This window comes from Pseudidiomarina terrestris (genome assembly GCF_030466405.1).
Lineage (GTDB): Bacteria > Pseudomonadota > Gammaproteobacteria > Enterobacterales > Alteromonadaceae > Pseudidiomarina > Pseudidiomarina terrestris.
In genome coordinates this window covers 90,206-110,210 of the sequence record NZ_JAGGJF010000005.1, presented here as the reverse complement: position 1 = coordinate 110,210, position 20,005 = coordinate 90,206, and the positions used below count along the sequence as shown (strand labels likewise).

Genomic DNA, 20,005 nt, shown 5'->3' with positions numbered 1-20,005 from the left:
TGAATTTCAGACAGAATACGAATTAACGGACAATTTGGATGGTTTTTTACCCCAATGGCAAAAACTAAACCAACATTTTCATTCTTTGACCTCGGTGGAGCCTTTATTCGCTTCGTGCCGCGCTTACCACGCTTTTTTGTGACGCTGCTCCAGATTGCGCGGGCCAAGAAGCATCAGCGCGGTTCGACTGGCTACTTTCTTCAACGAGCTGCAGCTCGTCATCCCGAGCGAGTGTTCTTAAAGGTCGCTGACCCTGCGTCAGAGATTGCTATTAAAACCTATACCTATTTTGAATTTAATCGCTGGGTGAATCAGCTTGCCCATGCGCTCCATGCCTATGGCATTGAACGTGGCGATTGTGTGGGACTACTATTTCGCAATTCGCCGGAGCAACTCGCCTGGGCTTTTGCCCTCAATAAGTTAGGTGCTGTTGCGGGCATGCTCAATCATAAGCAGCGTGGTGAGCAACTGCTACATAGCATTAACGTCATCCAACCGCGGTTGCTCATCGCCGCTGCTGAATTTGCTCCGCAGCTCGGTGAAATTGAAGTCGAGCTCCCCACCAGCTGTCAGTTAAGCCTAACGCCTGACGCCGACCTAACTGCTACCACAGCACGTTACATTGCCATCAACTCTTTGATCGATCCCAGGCGCGATGAAAACCCTGAACAAACCGCGTCCTTGCCGCTTGGCGATAACTGCTTTTATGTGTTGACCTCAGGCACCGCCGGGCTGCCCAAAGCTGCGGCTATGACCCACTTACGTTGGTACAAAGCAGGCATCGGCTTTGGCAGCATGGCGATGGGACTGAAAACCGATGACACCCTTTACAACAGCTTACCTCTGTATCACAACACGGCGCTCTCCATCGCCTTGAGCTCAGTGATCTTAAACGGTAGCAGCCTGGCACTGTCGGACAGGTTTAGCGCAAGCCAGTTCTGGGGCGAAATCAAACGTTTTAACGCAACCTGTTTTGTATACGTGGGCGAGCTCTGCCGCTACCTATTGCAGCAGCCTGCCCACGCCGAGGATGCCAGTAACCCGGTTCGCGGGGTCATCGGCAACGGCTTACGCGCCGAGCTTTGGGACGAGTTTCAAGAGCGCTTTGCGATTCCGCGCATATGTGAGCTTTACGGGGCCAGCGAAGGCAATGTTGCCTTTGTGAATGCCTTTAATCTAAAACGAACTGTTGGCTTCTCGCCGATGACCTATGCCGTCGTACAATTCGATTTTGAAAATGAAACCCCATTACGGGATGCCAACGGGCGCCTAGGACGCGTAGCAAAAGGTGAAGTGGGCTTGTTGCTTACCGAAGTCTCCGACCGGGCGCCTTTTGATGGCTACACCCATAACGAAGCAGCGAACCGTGCCAAACTTTGTAATGATGTCTTCGCTGCCGGTGACTGCTGGTTCAATACGGGTGACCTGGTGCGCCACCAGGGCTACCGTCATATTGCTTTTGTCGATCGGGTGGGCGATACCTTTCGCTGGAAGTCCGAAAATGTCGCCACCACCGAGGTCGAAGCACAGATCACCACTTTTGCTGATGTCATTGAAGCTGTGGTTTATGGCGTTAAAGTTCCGCACACCGAAGGCCGTGCCGGGATGGTGTCAGTCATTCTCCAGCAAGGCCGCGAGTTTAATCCCAGCGCTTTTTATCAGCACCTGAAGTCGAAACTGCCTGACTACGCTTTGCCAAGGTTTGTGCGTTTGCGCGACAGCCATGACGTCACCACCACCTTTAAGGTGAAGAAGAGTCAGTTAAAAAAAGAAAGCTTTTCGCTCAGCGATATCAGCGATCGCCTGTACGTGCTGGTCGACCCCAACCAGGGCTATCAGCCCCTCGATGAACAAATTTATGGGTTGATTCACTCGGGTAAACTGCGACTCTGACGCTCATCACTGACTCATCTAAGGTCTGTTTAAGTTGTTTTTTACCGAAATCTGACTAGGATAAAAGCTTCTACAATAACAATTACAAAGAGTTCACAGATGACTAACATGACCCAACCCATAGGGGTGAAAGAACGGATCCACATGCTTGATGTGATTCGCGGCTTTGCCCTGCTTGGTATCCTGCTAATGAACATCGAGTTTTTTCAGCGGCCCTTAACCGCCATGATGTTCGGCTTTGATACTAGCCTTACCGGACTCGATCACAGCGTCGGCTGGACGGTTTTCACCTTTGTGCAGGGCAAGTTCTATACGATGTTCTCACTGCTATTCGGCATCGGTTTTGTCATCTTTTACGATCGTGCCAAGCAGAATCATGACCATCCACGCTGGCTGTTTTTCCGCCGTTTGCTGGTGTTAGCGCTATTCGGTCTGGTCCATATGGTCTTTATTTGGGGCGGTGATATTTTGCTGACCTATGCCATTGTTGGACTGCTACTTTTACTCTTTATCAATAGCTCAGCGGGACGGCTCTGGAAATGGGGGCTGGCATTATTTCTGTTGCCCGTGGCCATGTTCTGGCTTGGCGCAGTCAGCATGCACTTCGCTATGCAATCTCCAGAATTTGCTCAGCAAACTCTTGCTGACCAGCAGCAAATGCAGGATACCGCCATGGCACTGATAAGCAATGCTGAACAAGCCTACGCGACCGGCTCCTACAGTGAGGTTCTCGCTGCTCGCCTGGCTGAGGTGAATATGCTCTACGGCGGCGGCGGTGCTATTTTCTTCTTCCCCACCGTGCTAGGGATCTTTCTGATTGGTGCGTCCTTTGCCCGCAGCGGCGTTTTCACTTCGTTCGAGAAACGCCCAACCGCCTACAAAAACCTGCTGCGCTGGGGTCTCATTTTTGGCTTACCGTCTGCGCTTTACGTGGGATTTTACGGCACCGACATTGAAATGATGATGCCGAGTCTGGACTCCGCCCTGGCGTTCACCCTGATGCAGGTCGCAAACTTTGGTTTATGCTTTGCCTATATGGCCATCATCGCGCTGGCATTACGTCAGGCGCAGCGCAACAAGCGTCAGCACTGGTTACAAAACCTTGCTCCGGCGGGACGTATGGCGCTAACCAATTACTTATTCCATTCGCTGTTCTTTACCAGCTTATTCTACGGCTACGCGGTGGGTTTATATGGTGAGTACGGGCGGGCAACGACGACTGCGCTGGCGGTCGTCGTCTGGCTGGCACAAATTCCATTCAGTAAATGGTGGCTAAGTCGCTTTAAATACGGGCCGTGCGAGTGGCTCTGGCGCTGCGCAACTTACGGTAAGTTATTTGCCTTTAAGTAATACCAGCGGCCCTGTTCTTTGACGAAGCTGGAAAGCTCATCGTGAACAGATAGCTCCTGGCCAACCTGAAAGTAGGCGCGGAAGTGGACCAGTCCCTGCGCGCCTTGCTGATCTGAACTGACGATTTGCAGCTGCACCCATTTGGGATTATCGGCAAGATCCAACTGCTCCGGACGCGTATCAGGATGCCAGGTGCTCAGCAGATAATCGCTTAGTCCCAGCGCAAACGCACTGTAACGCGAACGCATTAATTGTTCCGGCGAGGAAGGTAAAGCCGCTTCACCCGCAGCTTGCGGGTGAAAACGGCCACAACATTTACGGTATAACCCGCCACCACATGGGCATTTCTTAGGGGCTTTGCCGAGCATCAGAAACAGTCGCCAGGAACCCGCACCCAACCTTCCATCAGTACCCGCGCACTGCGGCTCATAATGGCTTTAGTAACGGTCCATTCGCCATTCGCCTGCTTGGCTTCAGCGCCAACCTGCAAGGTTCCCGACGGATGTCCGAAACGAATTGAGGTCCGATCGCCACCACCGGCAGCAAGATTCACCAAAGTACCGGGTACCGCAGCCGCAGCAGCAATCGCAACTGCCGCTGTGCCCATCATGGCATGGTGCAGCTTGCCCATGGACATCGCCCGCACCAGCACGTCGATATCCGTGAGGTGGATCTGTTTGCCACTGGAGGCCAGGTAATCCTGGGGCGGCGCAACAAAGGCAATTTTCGGCGTGTGCTGACGGTTACCCGCCTCTGCGACATCGTCAATTAAGCCCATCTTCACTGCACCATGGGCACGCAGGCTTTCGAACATCTGCAAGGCTTGTGGATCTTCATTAATAGCACCTTGCAGTTCGGTACCTGTGTAACCTATCGCTTCGGCATTGACGAAAATCGTCGGGATACCGGCATTGATAAAGGTTGCCTGTAACTCTCCAAGCCCGGGGACTTCGAAGTTATCCACGACATTGCCGGTCGGGAACATGGCGCCGCTACCTTCACCGTCATCCGCGGCTGGGTCCATAAACTCAACCTGCACTTCCGCCGCGGGAAAGGTCACACCATCGAGCTCAAAGTCACCAGTTTCCTGCACTTCGCCATTGCTCATGGGAACCCGCGCAACAATGGTTTTCTCGATATTGGCCTGCCAGATGCGCACCGTGCAGATTCCGTTGTCAGGGATCTGAGAGGCATCCACCAGCCCGTTCGAGATTGCAAACGAGCCCACCGCCGCTGTTAAGTTACCGCAGTTACCGCTCCAATCGATAAACGGCTTATCGATGGCAACCTGCCCGAACAGATAATCCACATCGTGATCAGGTTTGGTACTACGCGACAAGATCACCGTTTTACTAGTGCTGGATGTGGCGCCCCCCATACCATCGGTATGCTTGCCATACGGATCCGGACTGCCAATCACCCGCAGCAACAGACTGTCCCGAGCCTTCCCGGGTTGCCGGGCGGCCTCTGGCAAATCGTCCAGGCGGAAAAATACCCCTTTTGAGGTCCCGCCACGCATATAGGTGGCGGGAATTTTGATTTGCGGAGCAAAAGTCATCGTGTCTGCCATAATTAGCTCGCCTCAGCTTCCAGGAAGTCCTGAGCAAAGCGCTGCAGTACACCACCGGCCGAGTAAATCGATAACTCTTCCGCAGTATCCAGGCGACATTTCACCGGCACTTCCACCGTTTCAGTTGCATTGCGGTGGATGACCAGAGTCATGGTTGCACCCGGCGCGATATCACCTTTGACATCGTAGGTTTCGGTACCGTTCAGCTCCAGCGTGTCACGAGTGGTTCCCGCTTCGAATTCCAGCGGCAACACGCCCATACCGATGAGGTTAGTGCGGTGAATGCGCTCAAAGCCCTCGGCGACGATACATTCGACACCCGCCAGACGTACGCCCTTAGCCGCCCAGTCGCGCGATGAGCCCTGACCGTAGTCAGCACCGGCAACGATAATCAACGGTTGTTTGCGCTCCATATAGGTCTCGATAGCTTCCCACATGCGCAGCACCTTGCCTTCCGGCTCGACCCGCGCCCAGGATCCTTGAATAACCGCACCATTTTCATCACGAACCATCTCATTGAAGAGTTTCGGATTGGCAAAAGTCGCCCGTTGTGCCGTCAGGTGATCGCCACGATGGGTCGCGTAGGAATTAAAGTCTTCTTCCGGTACGCCCATTTTGGTCAGGTATTCACCCGCTGCACTCTCCGCCATGATGGCATTCGATGGCGATAAATGGTCAGTGGTGATGTTATCGCCCAGAATAGCCAGCGGACGCATGCCCTTAAGCTGATTTTCAGAGGCGAAAGAGCCTTCCCAGTAAGGTGGACGGCGGATATAGGTACTCATTTCCCGCCAATCATACAGTGGGTTGGTTTTCTCACCATAATCCACCGACAGGCTGAACATTGGGTCGTAAACCTTGCGGAACTGTTCAGGTTTAACCGCAGTTTTTACGATCGCATCGATCTCTTCATCACTTGGCCAGATGTCTTTCAGAGTAATCGCATTGCCCTGCTCGTCATAACCCAGTGGATCTTTTTCAATATCAAAGCGGATCGTACCGGCGATAGCATAAGCAACAACCAGTGGCGGTGACGCCAGGAAAGCCTGCTTGGCATACGGATGGATGCGCCCGTCAAAATTACGATTCCCGGAAAGTACCGCGGTGGAGTACAAATCACGTTCGATAATTTCTTCCTGGATCTTAGGATCCAAAGCGCCACTCATACCATTACAGGTGGTGCAGGCAAACGCCACCACCCCAAAGCCAAGCTCTTCCAGCTCTGGCAACAACTCAGCTTCTTCCAGGTACATTTTGACCGTTTTGGAACCTGGCGCTAACGAGGACTTCACCCAGGGTTTGCGCGTCAGTCCCAGTTTGTTCGCATTGCGCGCAATCAGCCCCGCAGCAATCATATTGCGTGGGTTACTGGTGTTGGTACAACTGGTAATGGCGGCAATAATACAGGCCCCATCAGGCATCAAGCCTTCTTCGTTTTCGACCTTACCAGAGATGCCACGTTTCGCGAGCTCTGAGGATGGCAACAACGCATGCGGATTCGATGGCCCTGCCAGACTACGTTGCACTTTACTCAAATCAAAGGTCAGTACGCGTTCGTATTCAGCGCTTTTCAGGCTATCCGCCCACAGTCCTGTTTCTTTTGCGAATTGCTCAACCAGCTGCACCTGATCGTCTTCGCGACCAGTAAGCTTCAGGTAATCGATGGTCTGGCCATCAATATAAAACATCGCAGCGGTCGCACCGTATTCAGGCGTCATATTGGAGATGGTCGCGCGATCACCAACCGTCAGTGCATCAGCGCCCTCACCGTAAAACTCCAGATAAGCACCGACGACACGTTCTTTACGCAGGAATTCGGTCAGCGCCAGCACCATATCGGTACTGGTAATGCCCGGCTGCAGTTTGCCGGTCAGCTCAACCCCAACGATATTAGGCAAGCGCATATAGGAAGCACGTCCAAGCATCACACTTTCCGCTTCCAGACCGCCTACACCTACGGAGATAACACCAAGGGCATCAACCATCGGCGTGTGGCTGTCGGTACCCACACAGGTATCAGCAAAAGCAACACCGTCGCGGACCTGCACCACTGGCGACATCTTCTCCAGATTAATCTGGTGCATGATACCGTTACCAGGTGGAATCACATCGACGTTTTTAAACGCCGTTTTGGTCCAGTTAATAAAGTGGAAACGGTCGTCGTTGCGACGGTCTTCGATAACACGATTTTTTTCAAACGCGTCTTTTTCAAAACCAGCATGCTCGACTGCCAATGAATGATCGACAATCAACTGGGTCGGCACCACTGGATTCACTTTGGCCGGATCGCCGCCTTTTGCGGCAATCGCATCCCGCAGACCCGCGAGGTCAACCAAGGCCGTCTGACCGAGGATATCGTGACAAACGACACGCGCTGGGTACCAGGGAAAATCGAGATCGTTCTTGCGGTAAATCAACTGACCCAAAGCGTCGGTCAGTTGCGCCGGCTCACACCGGCGCACTAAATTTTCCGCTAAGATTCGAGAAGTATACGGCAGTTTGTCATAAGCGCCTGGCTCAATGTCCTCGACCGCCTGACGCGTGTCATAGTACATCAGCGAGGTACCCGGCAACTGCTTGCGATACGCTTCGTTAAACATCAATAAACTCCTTCGCTGGCAACGTCTTAGCGCTCATCAAGTGCTGGCACTGGACGCGGCTCAGGGCCGATGTAATCGGCACTTGGACGAATAATACGGTTATTCGCACGCTGCTCTTTCACATGTGCTGTCCAACCTGTGACCCGTGACATGACGAAGATCGGGGTGAATAATTTGGTTGGAATGCCCATGAAGTGATAAGCAGAGGCATGGAAGAAATCCGCATTCGGGAACAATTTCTTCTCGCGCCACATCACTTCTTCACAACGCACGGACACATCGTACAAGCGGGTGTCGCCGTTTTCTTTCGCCAGCTTTTCAGACCAGGCTTTAATAATGTCATTACGCGGGTCGAATTCACGATAAACCGCGTGACCGAAGCCCATAATTTTTTCTTTACGTTCAAGCATGCCCATCAGCGTTTTCTCTGCGTCATCAGCATCTTCCATGTCTTCAATCAGTTCCATGGCCGCTTCGTTCGCACCGCCATGCAATGGACCGCGCAGTGAGCCGATAGCGCCAGTTACGCACGAGAAGATGTCTGACAGCGTTGACGCACAAACACGAGCGGTAAAGGTCGACGCGTTGAATTCATGCTCTGCATAAAGGATCAGTGAGGTATTCATGACATCAGTGTGCAACTGGGATGGCTTCTCACCGTGCAACAGTTCCAGAAAGTGTGCACCAATGGAATCAGCATCAGTTGCTGTCTCAATGCGCTTGTTGTTGTGACTGAAGTGGTACCAGTACAACAGCATGCTCGGGAATGCCGCCAACAGGCGCTCGATCTTATCGTCTGCCTGCTCAAAATCTTCCTCAGGTTCAATGTTACCCAGGAACGAACAGCCCGTACGCATCACATCCATCGGATGAGCATCGGCAGGAATTCGCTCAAGCACATCTTTCAGCGACTGCGGTAAACCGCGAAGTTTTGCCAGACGACCTTTGTACGCCGCCAACGCATCAGCTTTTGGCAATTCGCCATGTGCCAATAAATAGGCAACTTCTTCAAAGCTGACTTTTTCCGCTAATTCTTTAATGTCATAGCCCGCATAGGTCAGGCCTGAACCGCTTTTACCAACGGTACAAAGTTTCGTTTCACCCGCTACTTGTCCGCGCAGACCTGCGCCACTTAATTTCTTGTCTACCATTTTTAGCTCCTTATCGAAATTCAACTACGTTCGCCAACTACGGCGCGTATTATTTCTTAAACAGATCATCGAGCTTTTGCTCGAATGCGTGGTAATTTAAAAAGTCATACAGCTCAGCACGCGTCTGCATGCTATCGACCACAGCCTTTTGATCGCCATTGGTCAGAATACTCTCGTATACATTCAGTGCTGCTTTGTTCATGGCGCGGAACGCGCTTAATGGATACAACACCATTTCGACACCGACATCCGCCAGCTCATCTTTATTAAACAGCGGCGTTGCACCGAATTCAGTAATGTTAGCAAGAACAGGTACATTTAGCGCCTTAGTGAACGCATCGTATTGCTCAAGTGTATGCACCGCTTCTGCAAAAATTGCATCAGCACCGGCATCAACACAGGCTTGCGCCCGTTCAATGGCCGCTTCCAGACCTTCCTGTTGCAGGGCATCCGTGCGCGCCATGATCAAAAACTGATCATCAATCCGCGCATCCACCGCTGCTTTCACACGATCGACCATTTCTGCCTGGGTCACGATTTCCTTGTTAGGACGGTGACCACAACGTTTCTGTGCAACCTGATCTTCAATATGAAAGCCAGCTGCACCAGCACGGGTCATCTCTTTTACGGTCCGGGCGATATTGAATGCGCCACCCCAGCCGGTGTCGGCATCGACCAGTAACGGTAGCTCAGAAGCGCCTGTGATGCGGCGAATATCTTCACACACATCGTTCAATGAGGTCATGCCCAGATCCGGTAATCCAAATGATGCGTTTGCCACACCTGCACCGGAAAGGTACAAGGCTTTGTGGCCCACTTTTTCTGCCATCATCGCGGTGTAGGCATTAATAGTACCGACGATTTGTAATGGGTTTTCATCCTGAATGGCTTGACGCAGTTTTGCGCCTGCACTAACTAAATGAGTCATGTTTACGTCCTTTCTGCTTGCAGTTGTTGTTCGATATTGTGACGAGATGCACTGATATGCCGGCGCATCAATAAGTCAGCAAGTTCACCATCACGATTAGCAATGGCATTGAGAATCGCTTTGTGTTCGTCAAAGGCCCGTGATACACGCGGCCCATTCATCCCCATCTGCACCCGGTACATGCGGACAAGATAATAAAGTTCATCACAAAGCATATTAATTAAATAAGGATTTTTACTGCCGAGGATGACACGGTAATGAAAGTCGAGATCACCAGCTTCCTGATAGTAACTTTCACCTTCGCGCACGCGTTGTGTCGACAGATGTTGATCAAGCAAGGCCGCCAGCTCGGCAATTTCAGCCTGTGGCATTTGCGTCGCGGCCAGGCGACACGCCAGACCTTCCAGTTCTTCGCGGATCTGATACAACGAAATCAAACCTTCTGGCGTTAAGGTCACCACCCGCACGCCGGCATTCGGGGTACGCTCAATCAAGTGGCAGCGCTCCAAACGCGCTAAAGCCTCACGCAAAGGCGCCCGGCTGACGTTAAAGCGGCGGGCAAATTCTGGTTCGCTGATTTTACTACCTGCAGGAATGCTTCCTTCCACGATGGCACGCTGAATTTCAAATAAGACGCGATCAGAGGCGGTAATCGCCTGGCGCATTAGATTTGGATGTTCAGTCACTATGCTCGCCTTGCGCTGGATCGACAGGTGTCGACAGATTTGAAGATTGCTGGCTATTTTACGGATTCTGAAGGGGGTTTTCAATGATCGGTGCCAAAATTGTCGACAAAAAGAAAAGCCCCGTCGAAACGGGGCTCTATATCCAGGGGGAAAACACTGATGTTATTGCATTGATGGCGGCAGAATCACCGCGTCAATGACGTGGATGACGCCGTTAGAGGCCTTGATATCCGCGGCCACTACGTTTGCGCCACCGACTTTTACGCCGTCAGTCGCGTCGATAGCGACTTCTTCACCCTGCACGGTCGCTGTCGACAATTGCTTGCCAGCGATGTCTGAGCTCATCACTTTACTGCCTAACACATGGTAAGTGAGTACAGCCTGCAGCTTCGATTTGTTCTCTGGCATCATCAGACTCGCCAGCACGCCATCAGGTAAAGCCGCAAAAGCTTCATTGGTGGGCGCAAATACTGTGAACGGACCATCACTTTTCAGGGTATCTACCAGGCCAGCTGCCTGCACTGCAGTCACCAGTGTGGAAAATTGATCATCACCGGCAGCGATGTCGACGATATCTTTTTTCTTGCCATGATTATGGGCAACTGCTGTTGTTGATACTGCCGCCACCAGCAAAGCACCCGCTAACCACTTTGTCATTGCCATTACGTTTAACATGATAATCTCCTCGTTGAAGTTTCACGCTTTAGTTTTTTGCTAAAGTCGTGGTGTTGTACGTCAAAGAGGTTAAAAAAAGTTCACTTCCTGTTATCGCTCTGGCAAACCAAGTGATCAATCAACACGATATGCTACTATTATTAGTCAACGAGGTTAAAATTTCCTAGCAAATGCGAGGTGTGTTTATGTTGAAGACATTGTTTAGTTCGTCAATTATGGGGCTTGCTTTCACGTTGGCCAGCGCCCCCGTGCTCGCCCAAAACTGGCAGCTGGATTCAGAAAACTCCAGTCTGCACTTTGTTTCAGTCAAAAATGATCATGTTGCAGAAGTCCATCGGTTTACTGAAATCAATGGTGACCTGACCGACGGTAAGCTGACCATTAATATTCCTGTAAGTAGTCTGGATACCGACATTGCCATTCGCAACGAACGCATGCATAAGCATCTGTTTGACGAGGCTGAGTACCCATTAGTGACTGCGACTGCGCAAATTCCAGATGAGCTTTACGATACCTCCACGACGCTCGGCACCTTACCGGCAGTGGTACCCTTAACTGTATTTATTGCTGGTGAAGCTGTTGATGTTGACGCAGTTGTCCAGGTCAACAAGCTAAGCTCGGATCGGATCGTCGCGACCACGTCGCAACCGGTGCTTATCAGCACCCGTGAGTTCGGTTTGGTCGAGGGCGTTAATCAATTGCGAGAAATTGCTGGCTTAGATCGTATTGACTACGTCGTACCCGTCACCTTCACAGTGCAGTTTGACCTTGTCCCTTACCGCGAGTAAAGCTCAACAGCTCAGCCTGCGCAGCGCCAGTACTGCTGACATCGCAGCACTGGCGGCTCTTGAAGCGGCTTATTATGAGGCCGAGGGGTATCCTGAGGCGCTTTTTTTCCAAGCCTTACATCAGTGGCCACAGCTGCTACAGGTGGCGGTCAGCGAGCAAGAGGTCGTTGGCTACTGTCTGGGTGCCCCGGGCGGTGAACCGCACTCACTGTGGTTAATGTCGCTGCTCGTAAGCGCGAAACAGCGTGGCAAAGGTATTGGAGTAAAGTTGCTCAAACACTGGCTGGCCATTGCGGAGCAGCTGGGTTATCAAACTATCCAGTTAAGCGTCGCGCCAGAGAACCATGCCGCCATTGAGCTCTACCGACAAAACGGTTTCGTCGAACAGGGTCTGCAACAGGATTATTTAGGTGCCGGCCAGCATCGGTTGTTAATGACACGGCAGGCGTTGACCTGCTGCTGACTTTGTCACATAGTAAGCCTGTGTCTAAATAAGTATAACAACAAACATGATCTATCGTCGTAGCCTTGCCCTGTCTCTTGTCAACGTAACGCTTTACGTGACCATCAGCGCGACCTTTCTTTTCGGTCTGCTCGGGCTTGCGGTCAACCTTTATGAGCAGCCAGGAAGCGCGTTCGAGCGCGTTATTTCGACGACATCAGGCGTGGTTGCTATCGCTGTGGCTTTTGCGCTCTTTGGGCTCGCAGCGAAACGGCGGTTGATTCAGATCGTCTTTGCGTCCGTAGTCGTACTCGCAGCCTTGCACAGTCTCATCATCAATCTGTCCATCGCCTCCATTTTTTATCTGGATTTCTTAAAAGCCATCGACGCCTACTTTTATCCTCCCGTTGCGCTGGCTTTTCTGCTGCTTGGCATCACTCTGATGCTCAATCCGAGAGAGAGAATTCAGCGGCGCTGGATGCGCACTTTTGCCAGTTTCCTGGTGGTGCTTGCTGTGACAGCTATGGGTCTGCATTTTGTCGATAACGGCTTTGCCTATCTTGGTCCACACCCACCGGTGACCTCGTTGGCCTCGCTGAGCTTGCTACTGATTGGGGTTTCGCTTTTATTAAGCAGCTCAAGTCGGGTCTTACTGTTTCGTTTAAACAATAACCCGGCTGCCTGGATAACTTTTGCCTTTGTAACCATTATCTGCTGCGTTTGGTTTAGCTTAAGCCTTAATCACATTAAGGAGATTCGCGCCGAGGCCTTTGCCACCATTGAAAAAGTTGCCAAGGTGCGCCAACAAGCCATTCAGGTAAACATTCAAGTCTTAAGTCGCTTACGAGAGCGCTGGCAACACCTGGGGGTCACGCCGACATCGGTTTTTGCTAAGTTTGACGTGGCCACCTATCTCCGCGACATTCCCCATTATTTGGGGATTCATTTGCTGGATAACCGCGGAATCTCAGTTTGGGAGCAACACCGTAGTGGCAACGACGAATACAATGAACACCTGAACCATCCACAAGTGCAGAATTGGCTTGCTTCAGCGCCCGATAGTATCAGCATGCTCGTGCCAAGAGATGAGTTTCGTTTGGGCAAACGGCCACTAGGCCTGATGTTGTTGCCGGTGGGCTATGAAGCCGATCGGGGCTATTACCTGCTCGTAGTATTTGACCTGATGCAGCTGGTGAATCCCGAAACCCGCTTACTGCCGAACTACCTGAAAGTCTATGTTGCGTTAGATGATGACCGGGTCATCAGCTTTTCTGATGCAAAACCGCCGCATCTGAATGAGCTTTCAATTGCCGAAGCACAGCTGCACATTCCTTATGGTGAACCTTTACAGCTTTCGGTCAGTTTGTACTCCTTCGACGAACTCTCCAGCGCATCAAATTTACGCATGCTGGTTGCGACCTTCGGTTTTCTTTTCTGTATTGCCTTTCTGGCCCTGGCGCAGCAAAACAAAATGCTGACCAACCATAGCCGGCGGCTGAACGGTGTAAGAGCGCAATTACAACACCAGCAAAACCAGCTACTGCTTAATGAGCAACAATACAGTTCGTTGTTTTTCTTTCATCCTGACGCAGTCTTTTCTCTCGATCGGGACGGCATGGTGACCAGTGCCAATCAGGCGGTATTGGACATACTCCACACCGATGAAAATCAAGTGCTCAATGCACACTACAGCGCTTTCATATTGCCTGCCGATCGCGCTGATGCAGAGGCCAACTTTCAACGCACTCTGCGAGGTGAAACCTGTCGCTATGACTTGCGTGGGTTCGCCAGCAACGGTGAGGTATTGCATATTCATGTGACCAACCTGCCTATTAAAATTAACGGCGAAATCACCGGCGTGTTTGGTATCGCCAGGGATATTACTGCGCAAAAAGAACAAGACGAGCAACTTCATGTGTTAGAACGCAGTGTGAATGTCAGTACCAATGGTATCGTGATATCTGATGCCACTGACCCCAGCAATCCGGTGATTTACGTGAACGACGCCTTTACCAAAATGACTGGCTACAATACCAACGAAATTGTCGGCTCTTCGTGTGACTTCCTCATTGGCGAAGATACCGACCCCGAAGTCGTCGCAACTGTTCGTAAAGCACTGGTCGAGCGTACCGAATGCAAGGTTCGGGTACTGCATTACCATAAAGATGGCAGCAGTTTCTGGGACGAATTACAACTTGCGCCAGTGGCTGACGCAGCAGGTACCATTACCCATTTCGTCGGTGTTCATCAGGACGTAACCGAACGTGTAAGCGGTGAGCACCAACTGGCATTCCAGGCCGAACATGATGCCTTAACTGAACTGTTAAACCGCTATGCCTTTGAACGCCATCTTAGTGAAATTGTTGAGCAGCAACAGCATGACTTTCAGCGAGGTCCACATTGGGTTGTCTTGTTTATCGATTTGGATGGGTTTAAGCCCATCAATGAAGCTATGGGACTTGCCGCAGGCGATCAGGTACTGAAACAGGTCGCTGACCGCTTAGCGGCCAATTTGACTGAGGTGGCGTTCGCTGCCCGCTTTGGTGGTGATGAATTCGTCATTGCTACCAAAGTAGACGATTTGTCAGCCGCTGATGCTTTAGGACACTATTTACTGGAAGTTATCTCTGAGCCCTACCCTGTTCGACAACAAAAGGTTTATCTGACTGCCAGTATTGGCGTTGCCGTGCATTGCGGTCCATCGCAGCAAGCAGTCGATCTGATTCAGCAGGCGGACACGGCAATGAGCATGGCCAAACGACAAGGCCGCAACCATCTGTCTTTCTATCAGGCCCAGGTTGCGCAGAAGCAAAGGCTCGATGTCAACTTACGCAATCAGTTCCAGCAAGCGATCGATCAGGAACGTCTGGAGCTCTTCTACCAGCCTATCGTCGATTTACAATCCGGCAAGGTCGTTGCAGCAGAAGCACTGATGCGCTGGCAAATTCACGAAGGCGAATTCGTGCCTCCGGCTAAGTTTATACCTATGGCTGAAACCACCGGACAAATTATTCCTGCCAGTCAATGGGGCTTTGCCCGTGCCTGTAAAGATTTGCAAACCATGCTGGCTAAGCAACCTGACTTACAGGTTTGCGTAAATTTATCTGCAGTGCAATTTAGCCGCGCTGACTTTTTTGAGCAAATTATCGCCACCATTAAAGCCCACGACCTGACCAATACTCAAGTTGAACTCGAACTCACCGAGAGTGTGCTGATGGATGACAGTGAGCACGCCATCGCGTTGATAAATCGCTTTCGCCAAGCAGGGCTGTCCATGGCGATTGATGATTTTGGCACGGGCTTCTCCAGTATGAGTTACTTGAAGAAACTGCCCCTCGACAAGCTTAAAATCGACCGCGCCTTCATTCAGGACATCATCAGCAAACCCAGCGATGAAGCAATTGTACGCGGCATCCTGGCGGTTGCCCGCCAACTTAATATTGCAGTGGTTGCAGAGGGCATCGAAACCAAAGAACAGGCCGTTCGCCTGGCGGAAATGGGTTGCAACTATGGGCAAGGCTTTTATTTTGCTAAACCCATGCCGTTAGCTGAGTTTATGGAATTTCTAGCTTAAGTTACTTTAGCTACGTTGCGCAGAAAATTTCATATAGCACAGTTGTTTGCTAGTCTCTAGCGATTCGATTTTTAGTGGTTCATTACATGCAAACGATGCACAGTACGCAAAAATGGCACCTGGTTTTAGCACCGCTCGCCGCGGTGATTCTTTATTTTGTCGTGCAGTCGGAAGCTGGCTTTGCGCATCCCGCAGCCTGGACCCTTGCTGCGACACTCTGGATCGCCTGGTGGTGGATAACTGAAGCGCTGCCGTTGCCAGTGACCTCCTTGTTGCCTTTTGTGCTGCTGCCACTGGGTGCAATTACCCCCCTGAATGAGGTCTCCGGCGCGCTGGGAAACCCCATTATCTGGCTGTTTATGGCGGCATTTATGCTCGCTAAAGCGGTCGAGATGAGCGGTGTGCATCGAAGACTTGGGCTCACACTTGTCCATTACGTCGGCAACGGCCATGGTAAACGCATGATTTTTGCCTTCATGCTCGCCACCGCCTTGCTATCGATGTGGATCTCGAATACCGCTGCCGTACTGGCGTTACTTCCTGTTGCGTTGGCACTCGCTGATGCCTGTGATGATGCGCCGTTTCAACGCGCGTTATTGCTCGGTTTGGCCTATTCTGCATCAGTGGGCGGTATTGCCACTTTAGTCGGCACACCGCCTAACCTGATTTTCGCATCGGTGTATGAGGCCTCTACGGGAGTACCCTTTGCATTCACCGAATGGTTCGCCATCGGTTTGCCACTGGTGATTGTTAGCATCCCGCTGATGGCCTGGTGGCTGGCACGCCATGTCCGTAACGATGTCGAGCTGAACATTCCCCGTCCCGGTCAAATGCAAAGCGCAGAAAAGCGTGTGCTGGTTATTTTCGGTGTGGTCGTGCTCTTGTGGATCACCCGCACCACTCCTTTTGGCGGCTGGACAGCCTGGAGCGGCTTGACCTATCTCGGCGACGCGACTGTAGCTATTGCTGGCGTGATAATGATGTTTTTAGTGCGCGACAAAAAAGGGCAGCCCTTACTTACTTGGTCAGCCGCGGTCAGCATTCCATGGGGAATCTTACTGCTGTTTGCCGGCGGTATCGCGCTGGCGCAAGGGTTTATTAGTAGTGGTTTGAGTGTGCGTATCGGGGAAGCATTGACCGGTCTCGGCGGATTGCCCATCTGGTTACTTATCTTCTGTCTGACCCTGAGCGTCTCCTTTCTTACTGAGGTGACCTCTAACACCGCCACCGCAACTCTGCTCATGCCGATCATGGCTGCGGCCGCTGTTGCCCTGGAGCTGCCACCGGAATTATTAATGATCCCAGCCACCATTGCCTGTAGCACTGCCTTTTGCATGCCGGTGGCGACGCCGCCCAATTCTATTGTGTTTTCATCGGAGCGGCTCACAGTAAAAGCAATGGCACGCGAGGGCTTAGTCCTCAATGTCATGCTGGCAGTCATCACCACCGCAGTGGTGATGGTATTTGTGGCCTAAGCGTCGGTTTTAAAATGCAGGACCTGACGATAGGCCGCAATGTGCATATCGTAACTGGTAGTTTGCTTCAAGTGATCCGATAAAGCTTCTAACGCATCCGGCTCACCATGCACCAGATAGATCTTGGTATCCTTACTCAGCGCTGACTGTGCCAGCCACTGCTCTAGCTCAACATAGTCCGCATGACCGGAAAGCCCGTCGAGCTGACGGATTCTGGCTTTCACTGGAATCCACTGACCGTGGATTTTGATACGTTCTACCCCTTGCGCCATTTTCGCACCACGTGTGCCGCCTGCCTGGTGGCCACTGAACAGCACGGTGCTGCGATGATCACCGAGCCAATGTTTGAAGTGATGTAAAATGCGGCCGCCGGTCGCCATACCACTGCCGGCGATGATAATGTGTGGTGCGCCTTGTGAGGCAATAGCTTTGGACTCATCGACACTGTGGGTGTAGAGGATCGATTGCTCAAGTGCAGCACATTGCCCTGCACTCAGGCGATGATAATCATGGTGTTCAGCATAAATATCAGACACGCTAATCGCCATGGGACTATCCAGAAATATTGGTAAGCGCGGGATGCGCCCCTCTGCCATCAGAGTGACCAACATATGCTGCAGCAATTGTGCCCGCCCCACAGCAAAGCTTGGAATCATCAACACGCCGCCGGCAGCTGCGGTTTCATTCACGATATCTGCGAACTGCTGCCAGGGGTCTGTAGTGCTATGGCGCCGATCGCCATAGGTCGACTCAAGTAGCAGGTAATCTACATCAGGCAATGGTTTAGGCGGACACATGAGGATATCGTCCGGCCTTCCGACATCACCACTGAAGCCGATACGCACGCCTTTGTGCTCAGCGATGACGCTGGCTGCGCCGAGGATATGTCCGACCGGTTGCATGGTAAAGGTGATATCGCCAACGCTGAAGCTTTTCTCAAATTCAATACCGTGCATCAGCCGTAATGCCTGTTCGGCGGTCTCCTCGTCATAAAGCGGCTCCGGCTTTGCGTGGCGGCTGAGACCATGTTTTTGATAAAACTTTGCATCCTCCTCCTGAATGCGGCCACTATCAGGCCAGAGGATCTGGCACAGTCCCACGGTCCCGTAGTGCGCGTAAACCGGCCCGCGAAAACCGTTTTTATAAAGCACGGGAACGAAGCCTGAATGATCCAGATGGGCGTGGGTAAGAACTATGGCATCGACTTCATTGATGCCTAATGGAAGCGGCTGACGGTTGCGCTCCCGCAACCACTTATAGCCTTGGAACAAACCACAATCTACCAGTACCCGGGTACTCTCGGTCTCTAACAGGTATTTTGAACCGGTGACGGTTTCACTGCCGCCCAAAAAGGTTAATCGCATCACGTCCACTCCCGATCTAAGGAAAGCTTTATAGCAGGCGCTCAATCGGCAGACGTTCGAGAATTCGAACCGCCAAGCGGCGCCAGATAGAAGCTCCGGGTTCGGAACTGTAACAGGTCCGTTGTTTCCCCAAACGCTCCACCCAAACCACTTTATTCTTAAACAATTTCAATTGATAGGCATAATGCGGCAAAGTTTCAGTGATAGCATCGTCGATGCGTTCAGCAAGTTCAGTACTGTGCATGACAAATCCCAGCTCAGTATTTATCGCCGCAGAACGGGGATCGAAGTTCAATGAGCCAACAAACACCCGATCCAGATCCACCATCAAGGTTTTCGCATGTAAACTCGAAGCAGAGCTACCAAAACGTTCTTTCCCTTTTAACCGCTGACGACGTTCTTTCCGTTGTTCGCGTCTGGCCAGAGGGGATAACCGTTGCAATTCGAATAACTGAATCCCGTGCTGCAGCAGCTGTCGCCGCCATTTGGCGTAACCGGCGTGTACGATGGCGACGTCGGTGGCCGCCAATGAGTTCGTCAGAATAACAATATCGACACCGCGGTCGGCCATTGCGATGAGCTCGTTAACCCCAGCCTGGGTGGGCACAAAGTAAGGCGAAACCAGGGTCACATGGGACTGGGGGGTGCCTATTGCTTGTTGCAGCTGATGCGCAACCATTTGTTGGGGCTTCGCGCGGCCGAGAGCTTTGGCTGGAGAGTCACTCACAAGTTGCGTTGGCGTCCAGTAAATATCTAATTGCTGGCGCTGCAGTTCCTGCATAAACGGCAGCTCTTCTATGGCTTTCATGAACGCTTGCGCGCGCGGATCCTGCTCGTAACGCTCGGCGATAGCGCGCAGCGCCGACAAATCCCGCGGCTTAGTTAGCGTAAAGAGACGCTCAAGCGGCACGGATGACTCACAATCCCAGTAACGTTGAAAATCATTTTCCACATCGGCAACCACCGGGCCGATGAGCAACGCATCAAGATCCGTAAAGAGCACGTCGCTGGTGGCGCCAAAGTATTCATCACCAATATTACGGCCGCCACTTATTACCACGCGCCCATCCACCACAAAGGACTTATTGTGCATACGCCGGTTAACCCGGCGGAAATCGAAAATATAGTTCAGGAACCGTGGACGCCGTAACTTCAACGGATTAAATAAACGGACTTCTATATTCTGGTGCTGATGCAAACCAATTAAAGTGGCGTCGAGCCCCGCGGTATTGTGATCGTCAAGCAGCAGGCGCACCTTTACCCCGCGCTCGGCCGCTTCATGCAGAGCCTCGAAAAGCAAGGTGCCGGTAATATCCTGACGCCAGATGTAATATTGGATATCCAGGCGGTACTCTGCCTGCCGGGCCAGCAGAACTCGCGCAGCAAAGGCCTCCAGCGAATCCACCAAAGGAATCACGCCACTGTCCCCGTCATGCTCGGCAACAAGTGGATCAATGGCGGTCGCTAATCGTCCTTGTGCTGTTTCCTCTGTCATTTTACTGACAGCTC

Annotated in this window: 15 protein-coding genes; 6 read left to right on the top strand and 9 right to left on the bottom strand. The window is 51.9% G+C overall.

What is annotated here, in order from left to right:
• The first annotated feature begins 54 nt into the window (after window positions 1–54).
• Both J6J34_RS10225 and J6J34_RS10220 read left to right on the top strand, forming a co-directional pair.
• Window positions 55–1,893 carry a long-chain-acyl-CoA synthetase gene (locus tag J6J34_RS10225; RefSeq protein ID WP_301898976.1) on the top strand — a complete coding sequence of 613 codons (1,839 nt, stop codon included), beginning with the start codon at window positions 55–57 and terminating at the stop codon, window positions 1,891–1,893.
• Window positions 1,894–1,992: 99 nt separating this feature from the next.
• Window positions 1,993–3,243: a DUF418 domain-containing protein gene (locus tag J6J34_RS10220; protein ID WP_301898975.1), complete on the top strand. Its 1,251-nt coding sequence runs from the start codon at window positions 1,993–1,995 to the stop codon at window positions 3,241–3,243.
• Here the strand turns inward: J6J34_RS10220 and J6J34_RS10215 are convergent.
• From J6J34_RS10215 to J6J34_RS10185, 7 genes are all read right to left on the bottom strand, one after another.
• Window positions 3,216–3,611 (bottom strand): YchJ family protein, encoded by a 396-nt coding sequence (locus J6J34_RS10215; RefSeq protein ID WP_301720550.1) that lies wholly within the window; start codon window positions 3,609–3,611, stop codon window positions 3,216–3,218. The genes J6J34_RS10220 and J6J34_RS10215 overlap by 28 nt on opposite strands.
• Entirely contained in the window at window positions 3,611–4,813 is a 1,203-nt protein-coding gene (prpF, locus tag J6J34_RS10210) for a 2-methylaconitate cis-trans isomerase PrpF (RefSeq protein ID WP_301774235.1), read from the bottom strand. Before prpF ends, J6J34_RS10215 begins: the two co-directional genes overlap by 1 nt.
• Window positions 4,814–4,815: 2 nt before the next feature.
• Window positions 4,816–7,413, bottom strand: coding sequence for a Fe/S-dependent 2-methylisocitrate dehydratase AcnD (gene acnD / locus J6J34_RS10205; protein WP_301720552.1), 2,598 nt, complete (start codon window positions 7,411–7,413; stop codon window positions 4,816–4,818).
• Window positions 7,414–7,439: 26 nt separating this feature from the next.
• Window positions 7,440–8,564 carry a bifunctional 2-methylcitrate synthase/citrate synthase gene (gene prpC, locus J6J34_RS10200; protein ID WP_301720553.1) on the bottom strand — a complete coding sequence of 375 codons (1,125 nt, stop codon included), beginning with the start codon at window positions 8,562–8,564 and terminating at the stop codon, window positions 7,440–7,442.
• Window positions 8,565–8,613: 49 nt separating this feature from the next.
• Complete coding sequence (gene prpB / locus J6J34_RS10195; protein WP_301720554.1) at window positions 8,614–9,492, bottom strand: methylisocitrate lyase; 879 nt, start codon at window positions 9,490–9,492, stop codon at window positions 8,614–8,616.
• 2 nt (window positions 9,493–9,494) lie between these two features.
• Complete coding sequence (locus J6J34_RS10190; RefSeq protein ID WP_301720815.1) at window positions 9,495–10,157, bottom strand: GntR family transcriptional regulator; 663 nt, start codon at window positions 10,155–10,157, stop codon at window positions 9,495–9,497.
• A 183-nt stretch (window positions 10,158–10,340) separates the two neighbouring features.
• Entirely contained in the window at window positions 10,341–10,853 is a 513-nt protein-coding gene (locus J6J34_RS10185) for a fasciclin domain-containing protein (RefSeq protein WP_301774234.1), read from the bottom strand.
• A gap of 185 nt (window positions 10,854–11,038) precedes the next feature.
• Between J6J34_RS10185 and J6J34_RS10180 the strand changes: the two genes are divergently transcribed.
• From J6J34_RS10180 to J6J34_RS10165, 4 genes are all read left to right on the top strand, one after another.
• On the top strand, window positions 11,039–11,641 hold the full coding sequence (locus tag J6J34_RS10180; RefSeq protein WP_301898974.1) for a YceI family protein: 603 nt from the start codon (window positions 11,039–11,041) through the stop codon (window positions 11,639–11,641).
• Entirely contained in the window at window positions 11,622–12,104 is a 483-nt protein-coding gene (locus J6J34_RS10175) for a GNAT family N-acetyltransferase (protein ID WP_301898973.1), read from the top strand. Before J6J34_RS10180 ends, J6J34_RS10175 begins: the two co-directional genes overlap by 20 nt.
• Before the next feature lie 46 nt (window positions 12,105–12,150).
• Window positions 12,151–15,657 carry a putative bifunctional diguanylate cyclase/phosphodiesterase gene (locus tag J6J34_RS10170; protein WP_301898972.1) on the top strand — a complete coding sequence of 1,169 codons (3,507 nt, stop codon included), beginning with the start codon at window positions 12,151–12,153 and terminating at the stop codon, window positions 15,655–15,657.
• 86 nt (window positions 15,658–15,743) lie between these two features.
• The gene (locus tag J6J34_RS10165) at window positions 15,744–17,132 is read left to right on the top strand and encodes an SLC13 family permease (RefSeq protein WP_301898971.1); all 1,389 of its coding nucleotides are present in this window, start codon (window positions 15,744–15,746) and stop codon (window positions 17,130–17,132) included.
• Here the strand turns inward: J6J34_RS10165 and J6J34_RS10160 are convergent.
• Window positions 17,129–18,496, bottom strand: coding sequence for an MBL fold metallo-hydrolase RNA specificity domain-containing protein (locus J6J34_RS10160; protein ID WP_301898970.1), 1,368 nt, complete (start codon window positions 18,494–18,496; stop codon window positions 17,129–17,131). The genes J6J34_RS10165 and J6J34_RS10160 overlap by 4 nt on opposite strands.
• A 28-nt stretch (window positions 18,497–18,524) precedes the next feature.
• Window positions 18,525–19,991, bottom strand: a complete 1,467-nt coding sequence (locus tag J6J34_RS10155; protein ID WP_301720564.1) for a phospholipase D family protein — start codon at window positions 19,989–19,991, stop codon at window positions 18,525–18,527.
• Window positions 19,992–20,005: the final 14 nt, after the last annotated feature.